This window comes from Tolypothrix campylonemoides VB511288_2 (assembly GCF_045999855.1).
In the GTDB taxonomy this organism is placed as follows: Bacteria; Cyanobacteriota; Cyanobacteriia; order Cyanobacteriales; family Nostocaceae; genus Scytonema; species Scytonema bouteillei_A.
The window spans coordinates 640,532-663,707 of the sequence record NZ_JBFPMW010000003.1 but is presented as its reverse complement, the minus strand read 5'-3'; the positions used below and the strand labels follow the sequence as shown (position 1 = coordinate 663,707).

The following is a 23,176-nucleotide window of genomic DNA, read 5'->3' as shown; positions in this document are numbered from 1 at the left end:
AAAAAGAGTGCGACAGAGAGTTGGGTAGAATCAAGCCCAAGTGAGGCTTTTTCAATCCAAAATCTAAAACGCCAAATTCAAGCTGGTATTATTTGTCACAATTTTACAGAAAAATGGGGGCTAATGCGAAGAACTCAGCCCTGCTGTCAGCTGCATTTTATTTAAGGGAGAAAAATATGAACCCTATCTTACCTGGTGCTCCTTGGTTAATTGCTCACAAATCCATGTTGGCTGCAAACAAACCTTTAAAAATTACGCTAAACGGTCATGATTATGTTTTGTGGCAAAATCAGAAAGGCGAAGTTTTTGCTCTTGATAATGTCTGTCCTCACATGCAAGCTCCTTTGTCGGATGGATGGATCTGCAAAGATAGAAACACAATTGCCTGTCCCTTTCATGCACTAGAATTTGATGGGGAAGGCAGATTGTATCGAGAAGGAAAAACAAACGGTCACGCGATTGCAAAACCTTTAGAACTGATTGTTGTCGATGATTGTATCTGGACATATGGTGGGTTAAAACCAAAAATTCCAGTCCCTAATTTAATTTCAAAATTGAAAACGGGGCTGAATTTTTTAGGAGTTGCTGGAATTAAAAGTATCAAAGGCAGTTTTTTAGACAACCTTTTAATTAATTATGACTACAATCACCAAAATGGCACCCATCGCGAGTTATTTAAAATCAAAGCCAATCATATTGTTAGCTTTGAACGCGATGGGTATTGGGCTAGGGTTATTCAAGAACTTTATAGAGATGACAATACACTGAGTGAAATTTTAAGCAATCCTGCGTTAACAATCGCGCCTAAAATGTATAAAGGTACTTTAGAATACGCTTTCCCCTCTCTTACAACCTTTCAAACCCAAACTCCTGCTGTTGAACTGTTACAAACTCATGTCCTCTATCCTGAAACGGAAAATAGTACTAAAACTTTTGTTCTTGTCTACACGAAAATGAAGTTCCCTGTTTTGAATTTATTATTAAAAAATTCAGTTCTTAAAGCTGTCGCAACTGTAGTTGAGCAAGATACAACAGCTATTGAGAACTTGTACCCTAGAGACAAAGCTAAAATCAGACTACCACATGAAGAGATTATGTTCTACGCCGAAAGCCTCTACCGGGATTGGGAAATGGCATCTGTTACAAATGTTTGAGAATAATGTGGTTTTTTGAGTCAAAACCAATTTTTCCTTGTTTTTGTAATTTTCCCATCAACCGTGTAATTGTGACTCTGGTAGTACAGCAAGCACTAGCAAGATCTTCATGAGTCAGGCGAACGCTAAAGCAAATCCCTTGAGGAACTTTTTGCCCGATTTCTTGTTTGAGAAGCTGCAATAGAGAGTCAAGACGGTCTTCAACCCTTCGCCTACCAACAACAGCTAAAAAAGCTTCTGTTTGCCTTAACCTGCGATTAATTTTTGGTAATAATGTTTGACTGAGAGTTTCGGAAGTTGAAATTTCTGCTAAAGAAATTGGTGACAACTCTGTATCTGACAAAGCTGTTGCTTGATAAATGTGTAGCGAGGTTAGACTCGAACCAAAAACCATGCCTTCTCCGGCTAACCCAATTAACACTTCCTCTCCCGTTTCACAAAGTGTACTCAACTTGACTACACCCTGAGACACATACCAAATTGCACTTGGATTGAGAGGAATTGTTTCTCCTTTGCAATATTTATGCAAAAGACGATTTTCCTCCAGGTTAGAGTCATGGTTGATGGATGCTAATTCTGCTAGCTTGGGATGGCGATCTCTTAGCACAGCTTGCTGTTCGCTAATGTCACGTATCAGCCAGCGAGCTTCTATGAGTTGACCCTGTTTATTGCGGGTAACCGCTACTGTTATAGCAGCATCAAACAAATCCCCATTGCGTTTTAAAAAGCACAGGACTAACTCCATTGCTTTATCTCCACATTCCTCAAGCTGCTTGAGAAAGCTACGAAAGCGATGACGCTCGTCTAAAGGAACATAATTGGCAATTGGTTTTCCTACTAAATAATGTTGTGACAAATTAAACATATGAGCAGCCAAACGGTTGGCTTCCTGAATGATGCCAAAATTATCTGTCACTAAATAAGCATCGGGAGCCAACTCAAATAATTCCCGATACCGTTGGCGTTCTATTTCTGCTAAGTTCCGTAACTGTGCAATTTCCTCATTTTGCTGGTACAGTTCCTCAGTCGCTAATTTAACGATTTCGGATGCATGACCGAGTTCCATAAAAGTTTGAGGCAACCTGTCCGGTGACAAATTCACAGTACCGCTAGAATCGCTGTACAGAGTTTCTAAGCGTCTATACATTCCCTCTGCGCGTTGAGCAAACGTTTCTATTTCTATCTTGTTTATATCCATATTGAAGTTCCTATTCTTTAAATTTTCAATTTTTCACAATCTATAAATTGTCAAACAATAAATTTAATTTTTTTATCAAAAAAATGTTTAATTAAAATAATTGTATATAGATTTTTTTTTAATATATTTAACATCAAACCCATTCACTCAAGAATTTATTCTATATTTATTTTACATAGCGATCGCTCAATTTGTCTTGATACCACATACAGATAATCTCGTAATTATTTATTGTATTGTAAATCACAATTTAACTTTACATTTAACCTATCTATAGATAGTAAACATTTTTGTAAATGTCAAAGACAATAAGAAGTCGAATACACATTGATATCCTTAAGTACCCCTGCAGTCTTACCCTACGTAGCAGGGGTTTTTGTATTTTCTGTAGATTTTGACACAGATAATCTCACCATTGTAAAAAGGGATCTTTTACTAAATTGCTATTAAAATATTTAGGATTATCTGAAACTTCCTCACCAATCCAGACTGGTAATTCAATCTGTTGTTTTTCATCACTCAGTTCAACTTCTGCTAAAATCAGCCCTTTATTAACACCCTCAAACTCGTCAATTTCCCAAATCAAACCCCCCCATTCCACTTTATACCTAATTTTTTCTATCAAAGGTCTCTGGCACAAGGTATCCAGCATTTCTTGAGCATCTTCAAAGGGAATAGAATACTCAAACTCTGCTCTTGAGTAGTTAACAGTAGGTCCTTTAATCGTTAAATAACCCCGCTCGCCTACTATGCGAACGCGTACAGTGGCTCCTTTTTGCGTGGCTATATATCCCTGGCGGTAAGCGCTTCCCGTTCCCTGGTTGCGCCAACTATTTCCTTTGACTAAAAATTTACGTTCTATTTCTCGTGCCATTTTAGTTCCTTATTCAATTTCCTAGTGACACCAGATTAAAAGTATACCGGGACAGTTTCTGATATTACAGATTGGTCGATCGAGCATTCTCAAAAACACGGTTCCCGGAATTCGCTAATTTTCAACTGAGAGTTTTTATTCTTTTAATGAATAAAAAAGCATCTCCTCAGGGTGAAATTCCCAAGCCACTCCTTCTGGATCGTGTCCCTGAGACCAAGAGCGGAAATTCTCTCGGTCTTTGTTGCGCGATATTGTCGTTTTTGTGACGCTCAATCTTTTAGCCAACTCATTGACAGTGCATGTTTGGCTGGCGGTAGATACTTTGGGCGATGCGACTGGAGTGACATCAGATGTTTCGCTGGTTTCTAAAGCGGGCTCATCTTTGCTTTTCTTCCGAGATTGGGTCTTAGAAGTCCCCTCAGATGTTTTGCTAGTTTCTGGAACAGAGCCGTTTTTGCTTTTCTTCTGGGAAGTTACTTTAGCAGTAGCCGCAGATGTTTTGCTGGTTTTTGAAACAGAGCCGTTTCTGCTTTTCTTCTGAGAAGTTACTTCAGGAATGTCCTCAGATGTTTTGCTAGTTTTTGAAACAGAGCCGTTTTTGCTTTTCTTCTGAGAAGCCACTTCAGGAATGTCCTCAGATGTTTTGCTAGTTTTTGAAACAGAGCCGTTTTTGCTTTTCTTCTGAGGGGTAACTTCAGGAGTGTCCTCAGATGTTTTGCTAGTTTTTGAAACAGAACCGTTTTTGCTTTTCTTTTGAGAGGTAACTTTAGGAGTTTCCTCCGATGTGTTGCTTGGTTCCGGCTCGGTTTCAGGCGCACTTTCTACGACTGCTGGTGAAATATCTTGTGCTGGAACACTGGGAGGAACATTCATTTGTTCCTGGATTCCGGCAAAAGAACTTTCTAAGGCAGATATTTTTTGTGTAAACTCATCTAATAAAGATAACCGTTTCTCGATAGCCGCTACTCGCGGTTCCCAATCCTGAGCACTGGTCGAGGAACTCTGAGGTTTACCAAAAAATTCACTAACAATTTGTTTGATAGCTTCACTGGTTTTTGTTTGCGTTTCATCACAAAATTGTTTCAACCGCTCAGCCAGTTCTGGGGGTAAATACGTAACAATGCGGGAATTTTCAGTTGCCATCTTTTCAATTTTATTTTGTCTCCTCACATCAGTGTGCCGCAAAAGTACTACAAGTGTGCTGTTACGTTTTTTTAATTTGTCACTCAAGTAAGACTTTCATGTAGCAAGCAAGAGCAAATTTGGATTTTTAGACTCGGTACATTCATTTCAAAAATCCCGTTTCTCTTGTAGAAAGGCGCTGTTTTACGCGTCTCTACGCCAATGAGATACCAAGCTGTGCAACGCCGAGAAACCGGGGTGCGTAGAATGACTCAATTGGTGTTCTAGAACTGCCTGCTTTAAAATTTAGGATAGCTCGCCAATAAATGGTGCTATGGCTCTAACAAATTCAGGAGTAGATTCATAGGGCAAAACATTGCGACCGGGAATCTTGACTCCCCGACCCTCAGGCAAACGAGTAAGATAATCAGCTAACCATTCATCTGGATTCAATCCTTTACCTTCTTTGGCAATGCTTGAAATATCCTCTCCTAAAACGACTAATGTTGGTTGTTTGATAGAAGATATGGCGCTGCTATAATCCTTACGCCAAAAGCCCGCTAAAAACGCAAAAACGGCATGGCGGCTCTCAGGATTTGTTGCACCCTGCTGTAAAGTAGTTATCCATTCAGCATCTACAGCCTCGCTTTCTTTAAACAGTTGACGAGTGGAGAAGGAGCTTAAAAACTTTGCACGTCGTGCGTAGCGGTAAAAAGCATTGCCCAAAGGTGAATCCAGAAGATTCCAAATTGTTTTCTGCCGCCACTCGGGTGTGTCTTTCGTCAGCAAAGGCATAGCGGGAGGACTCGCTAGCACTAATCGAGCAACAAAATTGGGTTCTTGTTGGGCTAATTCTATGGCAACTGGAAATAAAGCACCTTGCACGATAACAATGACAGGTTTTTGTACAACTGTTTGCAGCAAGTGTTGCAACTGTTGTGCCCAATCCATAGGAGTGCAAGCAACGTGGGGCATATCGCTTTCACCGCAGCCCAACAAATCAGGATTGTAAATGGAATTGCGGTGTCCTTGTTTGTACCACTCACTCGAAAACCGCCGCCAAAATTTTCGTGACAAGCCAACACCAATGGGGTGAATCAGTAACAGGGGCGTGCCTTCAGGTGCTGAAAAGCTTGGATTGAGAACTTCGTAGCAAGCGCGGTAGTTTTTCCAAGTGTAAAACTGGGTGGAAGATGTTGCTCGATCTTGAATCATCATTTAAAAATCTTATCGGGGTGAATGAGCTTGTATCCCGCCTCTTTTATTTTCTTATTAGATACCCTGGCATTGTAGGGACGCTTGCTCTGTTGGGAAGAATCCCATGTGACTTTTGGTAGATTGTGTGCTTCATACAGGCGATCGTATAATTCTCGGCTTGTCATGCGTGTATCATCAACCAAGTTATAAATACCTTGCAGTTGATGCTCGCGGGCAAACTCTATTGCACCAACAATATCGTCTAAGTGAATCCAGTTGGTAACATCCTCTCCATTACCAGGTCGGGTTGTACCGGCAAATCGACCAAATATTTTTACCAACTCTCTACCGGGACCGTAAATTCCTCCCAACCGTAAAATACAAACACGGAGATTGTCATCAGAAGCTGATAGTAAAATTTGTTCGGTATCCCTCAGAATTTCCCCATTTTTGTTGGCGGGTTCGAGAGATGACTCCTCATCTACCCAATCTCCATTTTTATCGCCGTATACAGAATAACTGCCCGTATAGATGAGTTGTCGGACAGTTGGTGTTTGTTTTAGGGTATCGATTAAAGTTCGAGCAGTTTGCAAGTAAGCTTCTTCATAGTTATCAGCGCCCTTAGCACCAACACTCAAAAGTATGACATCTTGATTTTTTAAAACCGATCTTAAACCTTCGCGATCGCTGCCTTTAACAATGACAACGCGTTGGGCTACTGCTTGCAGTAAGGGAACGCGTTCGGGGGTCGTGGTAGTCGCAGTAATTGTGAAAGGCATTTTCTGCCAATATTGCGCTACTGCACAACCTACGTATCCGCAACCAATAATAGTAATGTTCATAATTATTTACAATATCATGTTCGGAGCGATACTTATGCTCTGTTTATAATCTGCTCTACCCAGCCTGCAGCGAGCAAGAGCGGCGAACCTGCTGAGCGCAACTACAAACCAATTCATTTTTAAGTTATTAGCGAACATGATATGAGGCATTGCGTCCCCTTGTGGACGGAACCGCCTCACCTCATTCCCCACGCTTTGCGTGGGGAATGAGGTGGCGAGCCCGATACCTGGAATACCAGGTGTATCCTCTAGATTTGGAGAGGGGCGCATCAAAGGGAGAAGAATTAGTCGCGATCGCCTGCGGTTCTTTTAGCGGTGTCTGGATACACAGATCCAAAGTCTTTCACTGCTTCTGCGGATTCTTTCGCAATTCTTTGAGCTCGTTTGCCAGGATCATCTTCTGTTTTACGAGCTTCTCTATTCCACTCTCCGGTTGTTTTTGGTCTGTCAGAGGTATCTCTTTGTATTGCTTGGTCAACTTTCTTGGTGACAGCTTGAGCACTCCGGTCAGCATTAACGCTTGTTGTTAGTACCAAAAATCCAACTAGAACAACAGATACGAAACGCTTAACTTGAAATTCTTTGAAGAAACCACTGATGTGAGCGATCGCCCGAGAAATCATATTTGTCATAACAAGACTCCGTTATTGTATTCTCAATACATCTTGAGGTGGCGGGACATTGCAACATCTCTACAAATAGGGGTTCGCTTAAAAAATCAGCCAAATCCCACTTATATGAGCAGCCCCGTTTACAAAACTAAGATTAACTGCAAAAAAAGTAATTATTCCTCTAACAGAAGTCATAATTTGGTCTAGACCTAAAGAATATTAGACATTTCCAAAAAATCATGTAAAAATGCACTGTCTAAAGCGTTTTTACAGATGTCTGTTAAATTAAAGAACTGCAGAGTCGCAGAGAACACAAAGACAATAGAGAATCTTATATAATGATTCCTCTGTTATTTGAAATACTTATAATATATTACATCCGTAATACATTAGTATGCCTAAACTTCCGCCCAAAGACTACATTCAAGCAGTTTCTTTTCCTGATGGAATTACTTTACACCCTATAGGTGTAATTCACTCCCCTTACAAAGAGAGACACGGTACGCCACGTCAAGCCGAACTTCAACGCGCCCCATCATATTACCAGCCAGCAATAGCACAAATAGAACTTTTCCCCAATATAATACCTCCCATTGCCCTCAAAGACATGGATGGCTTTGAGCGCATTTGGGTCATCTCATGGCTGCATCTCAACAAGCATTGGAACCCTACTGTTATACTGCCACGCGGACCGCGCATCCGACGAGGGACACTAGCGACTCGCGCCCCCCATCGTCCCAACCCCATTGGAATCAGCGCTCCCAAGTTGATCAAAATAGAAGGTTTGATTTTGCATATCCAGGGAATCGATCTGCTTGACCAAACGCCCGTACTCGATATTAAGCCTTACGTCACTTACTGTGATTCTTTTCCAAATGCCAAATGCGGCTATGTCAATGAAATGGAAAATGCCCAAGAGTATGAAATAGATATCTTCGGAAAAGATAGACCAACTCTTTGACATTTGGATATTTCTACATTGATATCTTCAAGATGGGGTAAAAGTATCTTAAGAACGCACAAACTCCTGATGCTGGTCAACCATTAGTGCAGCAGGGTGTTGAAAGTTACCAATGGGACGCTTGCAGAGTGCAATAAAAGACTGGGAGCAAGCTTTAACGATTTACAAGGATACTCACGCTCGCGCAGGTGAGGCGGTGGTTTGAGAAAATTTGGCAAGAGCATATTAACAAGTGGGTCAAATGGATAAGTCTATTGCCTATTGGGATAAAGCGATCGCTTACTACCGCCAAGTAGGAGATGTACAGCAAGTAGGACGTATGCTGATAGAGCAGTCTCAAATATACAATAGCTTCGGGCAATCCAGAAAGGCGATCGCAGTAAACGGAATCGCACATGAGTTTGATTATCAGTCAGTTTTTATCAACCGGGTTGCTAATGCTCAACCCGGTTCCTCTTTGGACAGTCAGCGTCCGGGGTTGGAAGTTCGCGAAGGAAAAACTCTAGCGCTATTGTCGTGAGGTTGATAAAACTATGACTTCATCTTGTGTGACCATAATATCTCTGAAAGGAGGTCTTATTATCCAACGATATGGAAATATTTCTTGACGATTTCACATACGCAAACGTATATTATACTACAATAAAAATACATAGACGACTGGTTTTTAAAAGCTCTTCTAATAAAACACATTTAATTATGATTTGGTTTACTGCGGATACTCATTTTGGTCATAAAAATATCTTAGAGTACACTAACAGACCGTTTTCTTCTATCGAAGAGATGGATGAAACTTTGATTGAGAATTGGAACAGCAAAGTGTCTTCTAGCGATCGCGTGTATCATCTAGGGGATGTCGGACTTTGTTCTCCTAATAAACTACGGAAAATCCTTGAGCGTCTCAACGGTAATATCTATCTTATTCGTGGTAACCACGATAAATCAGCCGAAGCTTGTAAAGAGCGGTTTGAGTGGATCGAAGATTATTACGAGTTAACAGTGCAAGATTCTGAAGAATCCCAAGGCAAACAATTAATTGTTTTGTTACACTATGCTATGAGAGTTTGGCAAGCTTCTCACTATGGAACTTACCACCTTTACGGACACTCACACGGTCAACTACCAGACGACCCTACATTATTATCTTTTGATGTGGGGGTGGATTGCCACAATTATACGCCTATCAATTATGATGACGTAAAACGTATTATGAAAGCTAAGAACTGGAAACCTCCTACGTTGAGAGGAGAGTAACTAAAAATCGGAGAGTTTTAATGCAGTCACTTGTATTTTAAAAGTAGTATAAGAGTCCGTAAGAATATGATGCCAACGATTGTCAATCGAACTGGTGGGAAGTGGGCGTTTGAAAAATTAGCTAATATTCTTTCAAAATCATTATGGCTTGATATAACAGAAGATTTTGGTGATATCAATTATCTGCTTTGCGTTGAGGAAAATAATATTTATAACGTCAGTAATTTTATTCCGATTAAGTCAATAAAAATAGCAGCAGATAAAAGAGAAATAGAAAAAAAATTTAAAGAATACTACGTACCAAGACCAAAAACGTTTTTGGCCAACAATGAAAAAGAAGTTGAAGTAATCCTATCTATTTATCCCAAAATTCAATGGATATTGAAATATCCAATAGGTTGTGGTGGGATAAATCATAGACTTATTGAAAATATAAATCAAATTCCCAAAAGATGGCCAAAGCCCTTGCTTATCCAAGAATTTGTCCAGCAACAAATCCCTGAAGTTTATAGATTATATTGTGTGGATGGTGAGACATTCGGGTTTAATGTAAGAAGGTTTAAAGATAAGAATAATAAAATTCCTTGGGTGTCTCACGCAAATGGAGCAACATATGAATATGGTGAAAGTCCTGATAAAGAAGCACAAAAAGTGGCTAAAATTGCTCTCACATCGACAGGTTTATATAATACTTTTGGTGCGATCGATCTGTTAAAAAATCAAAACGGGGAATGGTATGCTTTAGAAGTCGGTACCGATGGAATATATAATTATGTAGATAGAGAAATAGAAAATCAGGATTTATTTGATGAGATAAACGAAAGATTAGCACAAGCTTTTTGGAAAAATCTTGGAACTCCACCTTGGGGAAAAAATTGGAAATATAAAGAGTGATGAACACTCTTTTCAATAAACTCCAGCACTGAACGAAGAGACCAGAAATTTTGGACGATTCTCCATAGGAAGGGATGCCAAAAATCTCTCTATTCCTAGAGTCAAGATTGGTTCGTTAGCAACTCCAGTATCTGCGATTAGTGCAGTGTCTATACCAGCTTGATTCCCACCACAAATATCTGTCTCACAATTGTCCCCAATAATTATGGCACCTTTCCATGCTTCCAACCCTAGATGTTTAACTGCCCACTTCTGAATGTATTCAAAGATCGAAGGATAAGGTTTCCCAAAATAACAAACCTTTCCCCCAGCTTCTTGATAAAGAGCACCAATAGACCCTGGTCTGACTACAGGTCGAGATGGACAACCCGCCAAAGCGGTTTTATCGGGATTAGCTATGAGCATGACCAGACCAGTTTTGACCAATGCTTCAACCTCTTCCCGGAAGGGATCTACAGACTCACAATCGCAACCCTGATTGTGAGGAATGCCACAATATATGAAGTCAGCGTCTTCTATCGAAGAAGTAACAGAAAACAAAGTGTTCTCAAATAACTCTTGCGACGGCGATCCATATTGAGGATGGCGATCGCCATACAGCCAATACTTATATCTTGGCGTTGAAAAAGGTAGACGACATGACACAATCGCATCTCGTGTGATTTGTCCGGAAGAAACAAATAGGTCGTAATGCTCCCCTAGATGAAGACCTACTTGAGAATATTTTGATACTTCACGCTCAGCCAAACGTGTTGAATTAGACACAATTACGATCGTTGTGTTCTGCTCCTTGATTTTTTGGAAAGTTGCTTTGGCACCAGGTAACAAGCCAACGTCTTCTCCTCCCCAGAATACACCAAAGGCGTCTACCAATATCAGTCGTCTGTTCGAGACGACAGACTCTAGGGATAAAAATTCAACCATTTCTTTGAATCATGCCTCTATACTATAAAGATTTTTTGACTTATTGATACTTTAAAACAATCTTTACTGCAACGGCTACATCCCCTGGAACTATGCTCGCTTTCTGGACTGCTATAGCGATGCGGCAAAGCCGCCGCTTCGCGAACGCCCGTACAATAAAACGCGCTTTCACCAAGAGCAACACTGACATATTTTTGAAAACTGATTGTTGTTTTTAGACGAAGGAGCTTTCAATGGCATTGAAAGTCAACCAGAACCAGAAGGGTATGCTGGTACTAATTATGGAACTCCCCCTTTAAGATTATCTTTACAAGGTACTCGCCATCATATTCATCACTTTTTTCCTCAATTTTTTTTAATGCTCTTTTAGCTGCTTCTCGAACTTGATTATTCTCATCAAAGTAAGCGGGTGCAATCGAAATTTGTTGGTGAGTGAGCGTTAAGCGTAGCTCTGCTGTAGGCAATCGCTTAATATCCGGTAGATAAATATAACTATAATCAGTAAAAGGGTAGCTTGGCTTATTAACTAAATTGTAGAATAGTGTAAATTTTTTCTATCAAGACAGAGTGGGAGAGCGAGAACCCCTCAGTCACGTAGAATCCTCCGTGTTTCAACCGGGGGAGAACTCAAGAGTCCGTAATTTCCCGGTAAATTGTCACTTTATTAAAAATGGGCTTATCTGAACGACAACGCAAGGAACTACAATCCGCTCTAGTTGATGCTTTCCCTACAAAATCATCATTAGAGCAAATGCTGTGGTATGAATTAGATAAGAACCTGGAAGCGATTGCCGGGGAAGGTAGTTTACAAGAAATTATCTTTAAAACAGTACAAACAGCAGAAGCAGAAGGATGGATTGAAGATTTAATCCGTGCAGCGCGTATAACAAACCCTCGAAATCAAAAATTACAAGTTATTAAGCTATCATTAGGAAGTGCATTATCTTCTAGAAACCGCATACAACAACCCCTGTTAAAGCAAGTCCTTACTGAAGTTGAGTCACGATTAAATCAGTCATTACATAATCGGATTTATATCGTCCAAGATACAGAGCAAAACCCGTCTCAGATTGAATTACCTTGGTCAAGTGAAATAAAGGTAGGCTCAAAACCAAAAGTTCATTTAACTAATACGGAAATAACTGCAATTTATGATCAGCCGGAGATTGATGGAAGATTATTAATTTTAGGTCAGCCTGGTGTGGGCAAAACTACGATGCTCTTAAAACTTGCTGAAGAACTAGTTAATCGGGCTAAAAGTGACCCCCTACATCCGATACCAGTGCTGTTTTCTTTATCTTCTTGGAAGAATGACAGTCAAAGTATCAAAGATTGGTTAATTGAGCAGCTAAAAGATAAATATGGTGTAAGAAAAGAGATTGGTAAACAGTTAGTAAATAACCAAGAAATTCTCCTCTTGCTAGATGGGCTAGATGAACTAGTAGCAGAGCGTCAAGAAAAATGTGTCAACAAAATTAATGAGTTTTTACATCCCGCTAATTGGACTAATCCTGTAGTTGTTTGTAGTCGGATAGAAGAGTATCAACGATATAAAGCCTTGCTTCAACTAAATAACTCATTAGAATTAGGTTCTTTCACTTTACAACAGGTTTATCAATATTTACAAAGTCCAGATAATTTTCAATTGTGTCATAATATTAGTCAGGATGAAAATTTTCAAAAAATAGCACAACTACCACTTTTGTTAAATATTATTGTACTATCTGCTCAGGAAATCTCAATACAAGCATGGCAGCAGTTGAAAACTTCTGAAGAGCGGTTTCAGTATTTATTTGATACTTATATTAGTACAATGCTTAAACGTCCTTATAAGGATAAACAACCATTACACTCAAATACCGAACGTTGGTTAAGTTGGTTATCACGTCGATTAATTGAAGAAAGTGCAACGGAGTTTTTTATTGAAAAAATCCAGCCTGATTTGTTAAACAATAAATTTCCAAAAATTGTTTATAACGTAATACTATGGGGAGTTATAGGTGCGGTGATAGGAGGGCTGATTTATGGGCTGATTTTTGCGCCGATAGGAGGGGTGACTATTGGGCTGACAGATGGGCTGATGTATGGGTTGATTTTTGGACAGATTTATGGATTAATTTATGGGCTGATTAATGGACTGATTTATGGGCTAATTTATGGGCTGATTGGAGATCTAATAGAAAATAAAATAAAAAGTATTCAATTAACTAATTATCTAATAAATTTTAGGGTAACTCTAAAGTGGCTGATTATTGGGCTGATTTATGGGCTAATTCTTGGGCTAATAGGAGGGCTGACAAAAGGGCTGATTATTGGGCTGATTCTTGGGGTGATGAATGGGCTGATTTCCGGGCTGATTTTTGGGTTGATTTTTGGGTCGATTTTTGGGTCGATCGGGGGTGAAATTCAACCTGTTGAAAAACTCAAATTTTCTCTTAAGAAGTCTTTAAATGGGTTGATTCTTGGGCTGATTCTTGGGCTGATTCTTGGGCTGATTCTTGGGCTGATTCTTGTCGATCTGATTTTTGGGGCGATCGTGGGGCTGGTTCTTGGGGTGATTTTTGGGCTGATTCTTGGGCTGCTTTTTTGTATTGATAGCACAGAAGTAGAAAACAAAATTACTCCCAATCAAGGAATTCGTCAATCAATTATTAATACTATAATTCTATCAACAATAATTGGTTTATTTGCTATCTTACTAAGATTTGCATATAAAATATATACACAGCAGAATATTAATCTAATTCAAGATTTCATTTTTAGCCTAATGCCTGCATTATTTCTTGGACTGCTGATTGCAATACCTAGAAGTGGAACTCCAGCCATTAAACATTTCGTGTTGCGCGTAATTCTTTGGTATAACGGTTACGCACCTTGGAACTATGCCAAATTTCTTGACTACTGCACCAATCGTTTATTTTTGCAAAGAGTAGGCGGTGGATATCGTTTTATGCATGACTTGTTACGCCAGCACTTTGCCAATTCACATGCTCAAATTCAAAAACGGTCTTAATTGACATACTCACCGGGCTGAAGCCACGGTGATTCTAGTTCATGGTTCACAGAAGTCCACTTGCTATATCGAGTTTCCCTTCAATAGTAGAGGCGGTCTTCTCCCCATGCTTTCCCTCGCAAGAGGCGGATTCTTCTTGCCCAGAAGTACCGTTTAGTTGCCACTCAGTACCGAGTATCTTCATTCCTTTTTGCAAAATGTTCAGAGCCGCATTGGTATCTCGGCATAGTTCAATTTTGCACTTAGGACAGGAATGCGTTCTGGTACTGAGAGATTTTTTCACTCTATGACCGCAATTAGAACAATCTTGTGATGTGTAGTTAGGTGACACCGCCACAACTGCTTTGTCCCAAATCTTGCCATAATAGTCTAGCCATTGAGTGAATTGATACCAACCAGCATCAGAAATGGACTTAGCCAATTGATGATTTTTTACCATATTGGCAATCTTTAAATCTTCATAGACAACCACATCGTTAGAGTGGACTACGCACCGAGCTTGCTTAATTGCCCAGTCTTGACGCTGCCTCTGAATTTTTAGATGGATTTTACCCAGTCTTTTCCTTTGTCTGTGATAGTTTTTTGATTGGGGTTTAGCACCCTTGACGAATTTCTTACTCAGACGGCGTTGGGCTTTCTTTAATCGCTTTTCTGACGAACGCAAGAATTGTGGATATATCACGGCATTATCGTGTTGATCTTTGGTGAAAAACTTTAACCCCAAATCTAACCCAACAACGTTACCCGTATATTTTCCTGTTTCCTTGCGGTCAGCATCAAAGCAAAACTGAGCATAATAACCGTCTGCTTTTCTAATTACTCGCACCCGATTAATCTTTAATCTGTGCAAGTCTTCTTGAGTTTCATTGTTGCAAAATATAGAAAAAGTTCCAGCCTCAAAGCCGTCAGTGAAGGTGATTGATTTACAATCACTTGATAACTTCCATCCCGAAACTTTGTACTCTACCGAGCGGCAATGTTTTTTGAATTTTGGATAGCCTTTCTTCCCCGAACCTTTTTTGCATCGTGAATAAAACGTAGAGATAGCAGCCCAAGCCCGTTCAGCACTAGCTTGTCTAGCAGCAGAGTTTAACTTCTTTGCGAAAGGAAACTCTGCTGCCAAATCTTTGCATAAGTTGTACAAAATAGCTTTACTAACTCCTTTATTGTCCATCCAAAACCGTACAGCTTTATTTCTAATAAACTGCGTTGTTCTGATAGCCTCATCAAGGGCTAAGTATTGCTCTTTGGTTCCGTTTTTTAGCTTGGCTTCTCTTACTATCATGTCCTGATTATAACATATTTTATCTGCTATATTGCTAGATAAAATAATGTAAAGCCGTCCTTGAAGGACGGGGCTTTAAACCCAGTTTTTTGGTAAACTACCCACACTGAACTTGCGTTATCTGTACCACAACGTACACAACGTTTCTACAAGCAGTGCTTTGAGTTCAACTTAACGATGATACTTGAAGATGGTGTAGTTGGGATGCGATCGCTTATATTTTGGCAAATATGCCATAAAATTTTGCTTGTAGATTGCAAACATAATTGCATTAGCTAACTTGCCATTCGGTTCGATCCCCATATGTAATATCAGAGCGTCCCACAATCTCCGCGTTTCTTCCTTGAATTTGCTATTTCTGTAGGAGCTGCGCCGCTAGAAGTTCTTCATGAGTATATAAAGAAACAAGAAAAGCCGTCCTAGAAGAAGGACGGGGTTTGTATCTCATTAATTTCGGTCAATTCCTTTTTACAGGAATGCGTTTCCACAAATCGGTAAGCTCAATGGTATCGAAGAATGCTATTACCTTGACAATACGCCCGTTTTTCATGGTCATATACCAGGAATAGGTGTTGGTATAGGGTTTGCCGTCTTTGGCTGTAGCTGTTCCATCCCATAAGGCAATTACCATGTCGCCCTCGGCGTAAATGCCTCGTACATTGGGTACTATTCTGGCGCTCAATCGCTCGTTAATTGGCGCTATAGCTTCCGACAAAAATTGCTGGCGGCTGGTGTAGGTTTTGGAAATTGGGCTTCTGCCTGTAATCGTCCATTCCACATCATCAGCTAGCAGATCGAAGAAACTACCAGTGTTATTTGCCCATTTTGCAAAACCTTCACGTACTATTTCTTTATTTTGGTTCTCATTAGATTGCACAATCTGACCAATCTCTGCAAGCTTTGGCTCGGCAAGAGCACTGGTTACAGGTGTGGCGGCAGCCATTATCAAACCGAAGCTAATTAATCCAAAGCTGGTTAGTAATTTACGGTGGGGGGCGGTGGTGTATTTTTTCATAAATCCTCTTTGTTATCGAATCGATACGTCAGGGAGCCCGATTTATTAGTATTTCCCATGCAATCAAAAACACTACCCGGATTTCTCACCATATCTGTCAAAACTTGTGCAAGGGTGCTGGGGTGAAGGGGTGCTCTTGAGAGTTCTTGTACAAGTTCTTTCTCCTCTGCTCCTGGGCTCCTGGGCTCCCCTCGTTCAAGTTTGTGAAAAATGCAGGACTAGAGATAAGGCTGAGTCTTCCACTCCTTATCTGTAATCAGTGGATTCAGCCAGAGCCCGCCATTGTGCCGTTTCTTGCTCGACGTAGGCGTTTTTTGCAGCAATTACCTGAAGGGTGTCTGTCCCTAGAGGCAACCGCAGAGGTGGGTTATCTGCGTTGACGAGCTCGAGGAGCGCCTGGGCGAGTTTGGTGGGATCTCCGGGTTGTTGATAGTTCAGTTCGGAGGCATGGTGACGGATTTTCCCAACAGTATCCGCGTAATCGGAAATTTCTATGGCAGTGCGCTGGAGCGAGCTGCCATCGAGGAAATTAGTCCGGAAGTATCCCGGTTCGACCACAGTAGCATGGATGCCTAGAGGAGCTAATTCATCGTGCAGAGCTTCGGTAATGCCTTCAACTGCAAACTTGGTTGAGCAATAGATGCCCCACCCAACAGAGGAGCGATAGCCACCAATCGATGATAGGTTAATAATGTGTCCTCTGCGACGCTGACGCATACCGGGCAACACGGCACGAGTCACATTTAACAGCCCGAAGACGTTCGTGCGGTATACCTTCTCTACCTCAGTAGCGCTGGTTTCTTCAATGCCTCCGAGCAAACCGAATCCTGCATTGTTGACTAAGACATCGATCTGCCCAAAGCGTTCGAGTCCTTCGGCAACTGCGGCTTTCACTTGAGCCTCGTCGGTAATATCGAGGCTGAGCGTCAACACATTTGGGTTCGACTCGAACTGATGCAAATCGGTTTTGTTGCGGGCGGTTGCAATTAATTGGTCACCATTTGCCAAAACGGCTAGTGCGATTTCGGCTCCAATTCCACGAGAAGCACCTGTAATGAACCATGTTCTCTGAGTCATCTGTAGATCTCCTTGCATTGAGTTAGTCACACAGCTAGATTCTTCAGCCGACATCAATTCGTTTGAGCGGCAGTTGCTTGAGCGTTCTTTAGGCTCCGTCCTCACTTCGATTTTGTCATCAAAGCGATTTGGATAGGCTTGTTATGCCCTGCTCTATTGCCTTATCCTTTCATTGTCTTTTAGTATAGGTTCATCATAGGTTTAAGCAAAAGGGTTTTAAATACATAAAAGACGCAAATTCTTGCCCGATCCTCTCAAGCAGTCAGATGGAACTCAAAAGAATCCTCTATAATAATCGCAGCAAAATGATGAAAGCGATCGCGAAACGGCTATGGCAATTGAACTCTTGAAACGCGAGACGGCGAAGAATGCTTGTCAAGAACTAGTGGAACTAGTGACTCGTTATACGGATGGCTTGGGGAACGGTATCCATTCAACTGCGATCGCTCAGTTGGAATTTATGCGAGAATCTGCTGCTCCTACAGCACTGTGTGCCGTTTATGAACCGACTCTGTGCATTATTCTTCAAGGCAAAAAAGAAACTTTGCTGGGCAAGGAAACCTATGAGTATGGTGCGGCTCAATATATCGTTGTCACAGTGGATTTGCCGCTCAGTGGATACATTGTCGAAGCGACACCAGACAAACCGTATCTAGGATTTAAGCTGAGCTTGGACGCAATTCAACTTTGGAATATTCTTGACCAAATCCAGCGCCGCCCAGATCAAAAAGAAACTTCGGTGAGAGGCTTGTTCGTTAGTGATGCTAATGCATCGTTGATTGATTGTGCCACCAGACTCACACGGCTTTTGGATACGCCCCAGGATATTCCATTCCTAGCACCGATGATTATTCGCGAAATCTATTACCGCCTTTTAATTGGCGAACAGGACGAAGCGGTTCGCCAGATTGCGACATCAGGTAGCAATATGCAGCGCATTGCAGAAGTCATTAAACGCCTCAAAGCTGATTTTACAAAATCATTGCGTGTTGAGGATTTGGCTCAGCAAGCGAGTATGTCTCCTGCATCATTCCATCGCCATTTCAAGGCAGTCACCTCAATGAGTCCATTGCAATATCAAAAACAGTTGAGATTATTGGAAGCACGTCGTCTGATGCTGAGTGAAAACGCTGATGCAACCCATGCGGCTTATCAGGTTGGGTACGAGAGTCCTTCACAGTTCAGTCGTGAATATTCTCGCTTATTTGGTGCCCCACCTATCAAGGATATTGAACGTTTACGAATCACCTGAATATTACAGTTCGCTACATATATTAGATGGGGCATAGTTGACGAACGTGTCACTAGGGGCAAAGTCTGGTCAGACGCCAAAAAGCGTAAGCGCTTGGAGAAATTGCTACTGGAGCTAGAACAATTATTAGAATAATGATTTGACGGGCCATCAAACTTTCTATCGCTGTTTGGTTGCCTGGAGCAATTTTCCCGCCAGATTAACCTAAACTTTAATTGGTACAGCCAAAAACAGCTCAAAACCATCAAGTCCTGGCATCATGATATCACTAAGGATGAGATCGGGGACTCGTTCAGTTGCTACTGCCAGAGCCGTTACCACATCTGGCGATCGACATAGACGGGTTTTGGTAGCGGCGGGCACGACCCCACCAGATAAACATGGGAATTCGGGAGCCTAAAATAATCCGAATTCCCGTTCTTAAGCTCTGCGGCCAGGTTTCGACTGAACCTAGCTTGCTGTTCGCCCAATCGTGCGATCGCATCAAAGCTCCCATTTCGCCACCGCCTGCAAACAGGGTTTCAGATAAGGGCTTAGGGGACTCAGAAGCGATCGTCATATCGGACTCTCCTCAATCGCGATGGAGTTTTTAGTAAATTCTACCAACAATCTTGTTTCAGGCGGATACTCTACACCGCACGAGGCTTTTTATTAAGTAAATAATAACCAAACGCACGCCACAAGCGATCGGGCATCAGTTTATAAAGCTGGAAAAATGGTCCTGGTTTGGCAAGATAGCGTAGTTTATCTGTACCATCTGTAGCAGCACGGTAAATTACTTTGGCTACTTCTTCTGGTTGCGCCCAAGAACGATTGTCTTTCAGTAGGGCTTCGTAATTTCCTTGCTGCGGTTCATAAGCAGGATGTTTGATAAACTCGAGCGAACGCGAGCTAAAATCAGTTTTGATCCCACCCGGCTCAATAATTTTGATGCGTATTCCATGGGGGGCAAGTTCAAACCGTGCTGCTTCGCTCATCCCTTCAACGCCAAATTTTGTGGCGTGATAGGCTGCTGTGTAGGGAAATCCTACTCGTCCGCCTATGGATGTCACATTAATAATAATGCCTTGTTTTTGCTGACGCATAATTGGTATTGCAGACTGCATGACACGTAAGACTCCATAGAGATTGGTTTGGATTTGCTTGTCAATCTCTGCCATACCTAGTGCCTCAATTGGACCAAATAATCCATATCCAGCATTATTAAGCACTACGTCTAACGCACCATATTTTTCTACTGCCGCATCAAAAGCTTGTTTGATTGAGACATCATTCGTTACATCGAGCTCGAGAAGCATAATTCTGGAATGGTTGAGGGTGGGATGTGCTTTTTGAGGAGAGCGCATCGTTGCCACGACTTGCCAGCCTTTCTCTGCAAAATAAATTGCTGTCGCACGACCTATTCCCGTGCTCGCACCGGTAATCAAGATAGTTTTAGGCATAGATTCCTCTTCTGGGCTTTGGTATGGCGTTGAACTGTACAATGCTCTATACTGAACTTTGTACACGCTTAAACTATTCAATACTAAATAGTTTAATATTAAACTAATAGGCAGTCAAGTCTCATGATCGATCCCTGGGAAGTGCTTCAAATGAATATCCGCTTCTACGAAGGCATTATGGGAGAAGCAGAAGAAGCGCTTGCTCAATTAAATCTTGATGTTAAGAGCTTTTTCCTTCTTGCCTCTGTGGAAGAATGCAAATATCCAGCAGAACTCGCACAACGGTGTCTGTTGCCAAAACCTACTGTTACGTTTTTAGTTAAGAAACTAGAGAAAAATTGCTATGTGGAGCGCAAATCTGTCAAAGGCGATTTGCGGAAATTTGAGTTGCTTCTGACACAGCAGGGTGTTGAGGTGCTTGATAAAGGTCGTGCGATCGTCACTGAGTCTTTCCTTGAGTATTTGAAAAAACTGACTCCAGAAGAATATGACACCTACGTTTCTATAATTAAAAAGATGCAAACCTAGCAAGAGATTCAAGGAAGAGACGAAGGAGACATCTCAGATGGGAATTGAAGCTTAAAGTTCATCCCACGCTACACTTCGGTTATTTATAAGATATAGATAACTTCGTGTCAAACGTGGGGCTTATGCTTGGATTAAGCTAAGTCTTATCGCTATGGAATTTGTGAAGAATTTCAATCAAACTTTCAATGCCTAGTTCAAATGCTTCCTCAACATTGCCGCCCAAACGGAATGCTCCAGCCAGTTCCATGTGGACAAATCCGTGCGTAAATGCAACGACAATTCGAGCAGCACTGAGCGACTGCTCTGGGTTCACCCACTGCTCGATTGTCTGTAGTAAAGGAGCCACAGCAGTTGCACTTACCTTAATATCCGGCTGCATCTCTGAGGAAAGACGAGAATAAAGTAATGGGTAGAGCGTTGAATGCTCATGTGCAAAAGCACGGTAAGCAATCATTATTGCTTGTAAATCATCTTTGAGATTCTGTCTTTGTACCGCATCTGCTAAGGCTTGCCCTAGCTCAACGAGCATCGCTTCTAGAACAGCCTTAACAAGCTGTGATTTATTTTCGACGTGCTTATATAATGATGGAGCGCGAATGCCTAAAGAAGCCGCTACCATCTGCATGGACAGGTTTTCTAGTCCTTGAGTTTCTAACAAGTGTTGAGCAGTACGGATAATTTCTGAATAAGATGTTTTGGCAGGAGCAGGACACATATTTAATCTTTGGCATAAGGTGAATTTGACTGTAGCGTCTGATGAGCAAAGTCAAGCAGATGGGGCAAAAGACGCTCTGGCTGTTCCCGATGTGGATAATGTCCAAGACCTTCAAGTAGGCGGACTTCATCTTGTGGCATCATTGATTTCAGCCAATCTGCTTCAGCTTGTGGATCGTCATAATCTGGATCGGCTGTACCCAGAAAATCGAGAACAGGAAGCTGAATGGTGGTGAGATGAGCCGGATTGCGCCCTGTAAATGCCATTGACTTGAAAGCATGAAAGCGGCCAGGTTCTTTTAGTTTAGCTTCCAGTCTAGCCACATAAGCATCAAGATCTTTGGGAGGTGTGCAGGGATACAGCGAACGGTAGTACCAGCCCCAGGCTGAGATTCCCCAAGGTTGCATGAGCATCACCTGGAAAATCAAAGGCATCACCATCCCTTTGAACCCTGTATATGGAACCCGGCGGATCGGACTCAATCCGACTAATCCTGCCACTCGTTCTGGGTGCTGTGCCGCAAAGTAGGCAGTGCTAGCACCGGAAATCGAGCAGCCAATTAATAAAGCTTTCTCAATTTTCTCAGCATCCAGCACTCGTTCGATATCACTTGCCAAAGCCGCAACATCATACTTATCCCACCCTACAGAAGAATCGCCGTGACCGCGCAAATCGGCAACAATGACTCGAAAGCCTTCTTCCACAAGCACGGGGGCAAGGCGATCGTATTCCTGGCGCAAGTCACCCATGCCAGGGAAGCATACGATTGGCGATCCACTTCCACCAATCTCATAAGCTAGTTGCTCTCCATTGACGTTAGTTGTTTTGAATTGAAAATTTGCAATCATGAGTGCCTCCTATAGCTAATAACGTTAGCCTTTAAGACTAATAATATTAGCCTTGAGCGGTAGTGTCAAGTCGGAGTCTAAATATTACGATATGTAAAATAATCTTGACAAAAAACAAGACTTAATTAAATCGAGCCATTGAGATATCTGCAAAATGGGATATGTTGTAAAGTTTTTTCAGAAGGCAGAAGTACGAGGGCAGAGGGCAGAAGGAAAATTTAAGTGCAGGTTCCTTCTGCCCTCTGCTTTCCTTTGATAATAAAATCAATATTAGCAATATCGATGTAAAAGAAATGAAATTAATCTCATACAGTTACGAATTCCAAGCTAGTTTGGAAGAATTTTCGGAAATAATGTATTCGTCTAGAGGATATAAATTCGATCCAACTGGCTTGCACTCGGATATAAGGAATATTGAAAATATATACCAAACTCCGGGGGGGAATTTCTGGATTATGATTGAAAATTCCGCCGTAATTGGAAGTATTGGATTAAAGATATTAAACAAAGTAGATAAAATAGGAGAGATTAAAAGGTACTTTGTTTTACCTTCATGTCAGGGTAAAGGAATAGGTACATTATTAATGGAACATTTATTATTAAATGCCAAAGAAAATGAATTATATATATTAAGATTGGATGCGATGAAAAAATCTATTGCAGCTAGGAAAATTTTTGAAAAATATGGATTTCAAGAAATTAATAAATATAATGAAAATGAAATAGCAGAAATATTTATGGAACTCAAATTAAAAAATTAAAAATTAAAAACAAAAAAAAGACCAACATAAGCCTAAGCTAGGATGAACAGCATGGTTTCTTTCCCAAACTGGTGTTTTCGATGAATCGAAGATGGCGGGTGTTGATTTCAAGCAGCCCCATCGAGTACGCCTGAAAAAGAGCAAGCCTTGGTGTCTCGGCTTGGTATTATATCGGGTTAATAATTGTCTGTTTCCGTCACATTCCAACA

The 23,176-nt window shown here is 41.2% G+C and carries 24 protein-coding genes; 9 read left to right on the top strand and 15 right to left on the bottom strand.

What is annotated here, in order from left to right:
• Positions 1–176 precede the first annotated feature (176 nt).
• The gene (locus tag AB0756_RS11465) at positions 177–1,154 is read left to right on the top strand and encodes a Rieske (2Fe-2S) protein (RefSeq protein ID WP_038093379.1); all 978 of its coding nucleotides are present in this window, start codon (positions 177–179) and stop codon (positions 1,152–1,154) included.
• Here the strand turns inward: AB0756_RS11465 and AB0756_RS11460 are convergent.
• The 6 genes from AB0756_RS11460 to AB0756_RS11435 form a co-directional block, all read right to left on the bottom strand.
• Entirely contained in the window at positions 1,141–2,352 is a 1,212-nt protein-coding gene (locus tag AB0756_RS11460; protein ID WP_237265809.1) for a PAS domain-containing protein, read from the bottom strand. The genes AB0756_RS11465 and AB0756_RS11460 overlap by 14 nt on opposite strands.
• A 409-nt stretch (positions 2,353–2,761) precedes the next feature.
• Positions 2,762–3,226, bottom strand: coding sequence for a CYTH domain-containing protein (locus AB0756_RS11455; RefSeq protein ID WP_038093334.1), 465 nt, complete (start codon positions 3,224–3,226; stop codon positions 2,762–2,764).
• A gap of 135 nt (positions 3,227–3,361) precedes the next feature.
• On the bottom strand, positions 3,362–4,369 hold the full coding sequence (locus AB0756_RS11450; protein WP_050045128.1) for a hypothetical protein: 1,008 nt from the start codon (positions 4,367–4,369) through the stop codon (positions 3,362–3,364).
• A 285-nt stretch (positions 4,370–4,654) separates the two neighbouring features.
• A complete protein-coding gene (locus AB0756_RS11445; protein ID WP_038093343.1) occupies positions 4,655–5,566 on the bottom strand; it encodes an alpha/beta fold hydrolase in 912 nt (303 codons plus the stop codon).
• Positions 5,563–6,387 carry an SDR family oxidoreductase gene (locus tag AB0756_RS11440; protein ID WP_038093345.1) on the bottom strand — a complete coding sequence of 275 codons (825 nt, stop codon included), beginning with the start codon at positions 6,385–6,387 and terminating at the stop codon, positions 5,563–5,565. Before AB0756_RS11440 ends, AB0756_RS11445 begins: the two co-directional genes overlap by 4 nt.
• Positions 6,388–6,671: 284 nt before the next feature.
• A complete protein-coding gene (locus tag AB0756_RS11435; protein WP_038093349.1) occupies positions 6,672–7,019 on the bottom strand; it encodes a hypothetical protein in 348 nt (115 codons plus the stop codon).
• Between the two features lie 373 nt (positions 7,020–7,392).
• Here AB0756_RS11435 and tsaA point away from each other — a divergent pair, with 373 nt between their 5' ends.
• The 4 genes from tsaA (at position 7,393) to AB0756_RS11415 (ending at position 10,107) form a co-directional block, all read left to right on the top strand.
• Entirely contained in the window at positions 7,393–7,959 is a 567-nt protein-coding gene (gene tsaA, locus AB0756_RS11430; protein WP_038093352.1) for a tRNA (N6-threonylcarbamoyladenosine(37)-N6)-methyltransferase TrmO, read from the top strand.
• Positions 7,960–8,200: 241 nt separating this feature from the next.
• Positions 8,201–8,479 (top strand): hypothetical protein, encoded by a 279-nt coding sequence (locus tag AB0756_RS11425; protein WP_038093354.1) that lies wholly within the window; start codon positions 8,201–8,203, stop codon positions 8,477–8,479.
• Positions 8,480–8,658: 179 nt separating this feature from the next.
• Positions 8,659–9,213, top strand: coding sequence for a metallophosphoesterase family protein (locus AB0756_RS11420; protein ID WP_038093357.1), 555 nt, complete (start codon positions 8,659–8,661; stop codon positions 9,211–9,213).
• Positions 9,214–9,279: 66 nt separating this feature from the next.
• Positions 9,280–10,107: an ATP-grasp domain-containing protein gene (locus tag AB0756_RS11415; protein ID WP_038093359.1), complete on the top strand. Its 828-nt coding sequence runs from the start codon at positions 9,280–9,282 to the stop codon at positions 10,105–10,107.
• 12 nt (positions 10,108–10,119) lie between these two features.
• On the opposite strand, the gene AB0756_RS11410 is transcribed toward AB0756_RS11415, so the two are convergent.
• Together AB0756_RS11410 and AB0756_RS11405 are read right to left on the bottom strand one after the other, a co-directional pair.
• Positions 10,120–11,031 carry a TIGR01459 family HAD-type hydrolase gene (locus tag AB0756_RS11410; protein WP_038093361.1) on the bottom strand — a complete coding sequence of 304 codons (912 nt, stop codon included), beginning with the start codon at positions 11,029–11,031 and terminating at the stop codon, positions 10,120–10,122.
• Positions 11,032–11,306: 275 nt separating this feature from the next.
• A complete protein-coding gene (locus AB0756_RS11405) occupies positions 11,307–11,495 on the bottom strand; it encodes a hypothetical protein (protein ID WP_038093363.1) in 189 nt (62 codons plus the stop codon).
• Between the two features lie 206 nt (positions 11,496–11,701).
• Here AB0756_RS11405 and AB0756_RS11400 point away from each other — a divergent pair, with 206 nt between their 5' ends.
• Positions 11,702–14,044, top strand: a complete 2,343-nt coding sequence (locus AB0756_RS11400; RefSeq protein ID WP_050045130.1) for an effector-associated domain EAD1-containing protein — start codon at positions 11,702–11,704, stop codon at positions 14,042–14,044.
• Between the two features lie 46 nt (positions 14,045–14,090).
• On the opposite strand, the gene AB0756_RS11395 is transcribed toward AB0756_RS11400, so the two are convergent.
• The 3 genes from AB0756_RS11395 to AB0756_RS11385 all read right to left on the bottom strand — a co-directional run bounded on the left by AB0756_RS11395 (position 14,091) and on the right by AB0756_RS11385 (position 17,421).
• Complete coding sequence (locus AB0756_RS11395; protein WP_050045131.1) at positions 14,091–15,329, bottom strand: RNA-guided endonuclease InsQ/TnpB family protein; 1,239 nt, start codon at positions 15,327–15,329, stop codon at positions 14,091–14,093.
• Positions 15,330–15,786: 457 nt separating this feature from the next.
• Positions 15,787–16,344 carry a nuclear transport factor 2 family protein gene (locus AB0756_RS11390; protein ID WP_082051570.1) on the bottom strand — a complete coding sequence of 186 codons (558 nt, stop codon included), beginning with the start codon at positions 16,342–16,344 and terminating at the stop codon, positions 15,787–15,789.
• A 246-nt stretch (positions 16,345–16,590) separates the two neighbouring features.
• Positions 16,591–17,421 carry an oxidoreductase gene (locus AB0756_RS11385; protein ID WP_038090816.1) on the bottom strand — a complete coding sequence of 277 codons (831 nt, stop codon included), beginning with the start codon at positions 17,419–17,421 and terminating at the stop codon, positions 16,591–16,593.
• 331 nt (positions 17,422–17,752) lie between these two features.
• Here AB0756_RS11385 and AB0756_RS11380 point away from each other — a divergent pair, with 331 nt between their 5' ends.
• Positions 17,753–18,673 carry an AraC family transcriptional regulator gene (locus AB0756_RS11380; RefSeq protein ID WP_038090718.1) on the top strand — a complete coding sequence of 307 codons (921 nt, stop codon included), beginning with the start codon at positions 17,753–17,755 and terminating at the stop codon, positions 18,671–18,673.
• 292 nt (positions 18,674–18,965) lie between these two features.
• On the opposite strand, the gene AB0756_RS11375 is transcribed toward AB0756_RS11380, so the two are convergent.
• Complete coding sequence (locus AB0756_RS11375; protein ID WP_038090720.1) at positions 18,966–19,232, bottom strand: hypothetical protein; 267 nt, start codon at positions 19,230–19,232, stop codon at positions 18,966–18,968.
• 70 nt (positions 19,233–19,302) lie between these two features.
• Positions 19,303–20,115 carry an SDR family oxidoreductase gene (locus AB0756_RS11370; protein WP_050045132.1) on the bottom strand — a complete coding sequence of 271 codons (813 nt, stop codon included), beginning with the start codon at positions 20,113–20,115 and terminating at the stop codon, positions 19,303–19,305.
• Positions 20,116–20,238: 123 nt separating this feature from the next.
• Here AB0756_RS11370 and AB0756_RS11365 point away from each other — a divergent pair, with 123 nt between their 5' ends.
• A complete protein-coding gene (locus AB0756_RS11365; RefSeq protein ID WP_050045133.1) occupies positions 20,239–20,643 on the top strand; it encodes a MarR family winged helix-turn-helix transcriptional regulator in 405 nt (134 codons plus the stop codon).
• A 136-nt stretch (positions 20,644–20,779) separates the two neighbouring features.
• Here AB0756_RS11365 and AB0756_RS11360 read toward each other — a convergent pair whose 3' ends face one another.
• Positions 20,780–21,358: a TetR/AcrR family transcriptional regulator gene (locus AB0756_RS11360; protein WP_038090722.1), complete on the bottom strand. Its 579-nt coding sequence runs from the start codon at positions 21,356–21,358 to the stop codon at positions 20,780–20,782.
• Between the two features lie 2 nt (positions 21,359–21,360).
• Positions 21,361–22,206, bottom strand: a complete 846-nt coding sequence (locus tag AB0756_RS11355) for an alpha/beta fold hydrolase (RefSeq protein WP_038090724.1) — start codon at positions 22,204–22,206, stop codon at positions 21,361–21,363.
• 293 nt (positions 22,207–22,499) lie between these two features.
• Between AB0756_RS11355 and AB0756_RS11350 the strand changes: the two genes are divergently transcribed.
• Positions 22,500–22,967 carry a GNAT family N-acetyltransferase gene (locus AB0756_RS11350; RefSeq protein WP_038090726.1) on the top strand — a complete coding sequence of 156 codons (468 nt, stop codon included), beginning with the start codon at positions 22,500–22,502 and terminating at the stop codon, positions 22,965–22,967.
• Positions 22,968–23,176 lie beyond the last annotated feature (209 nt).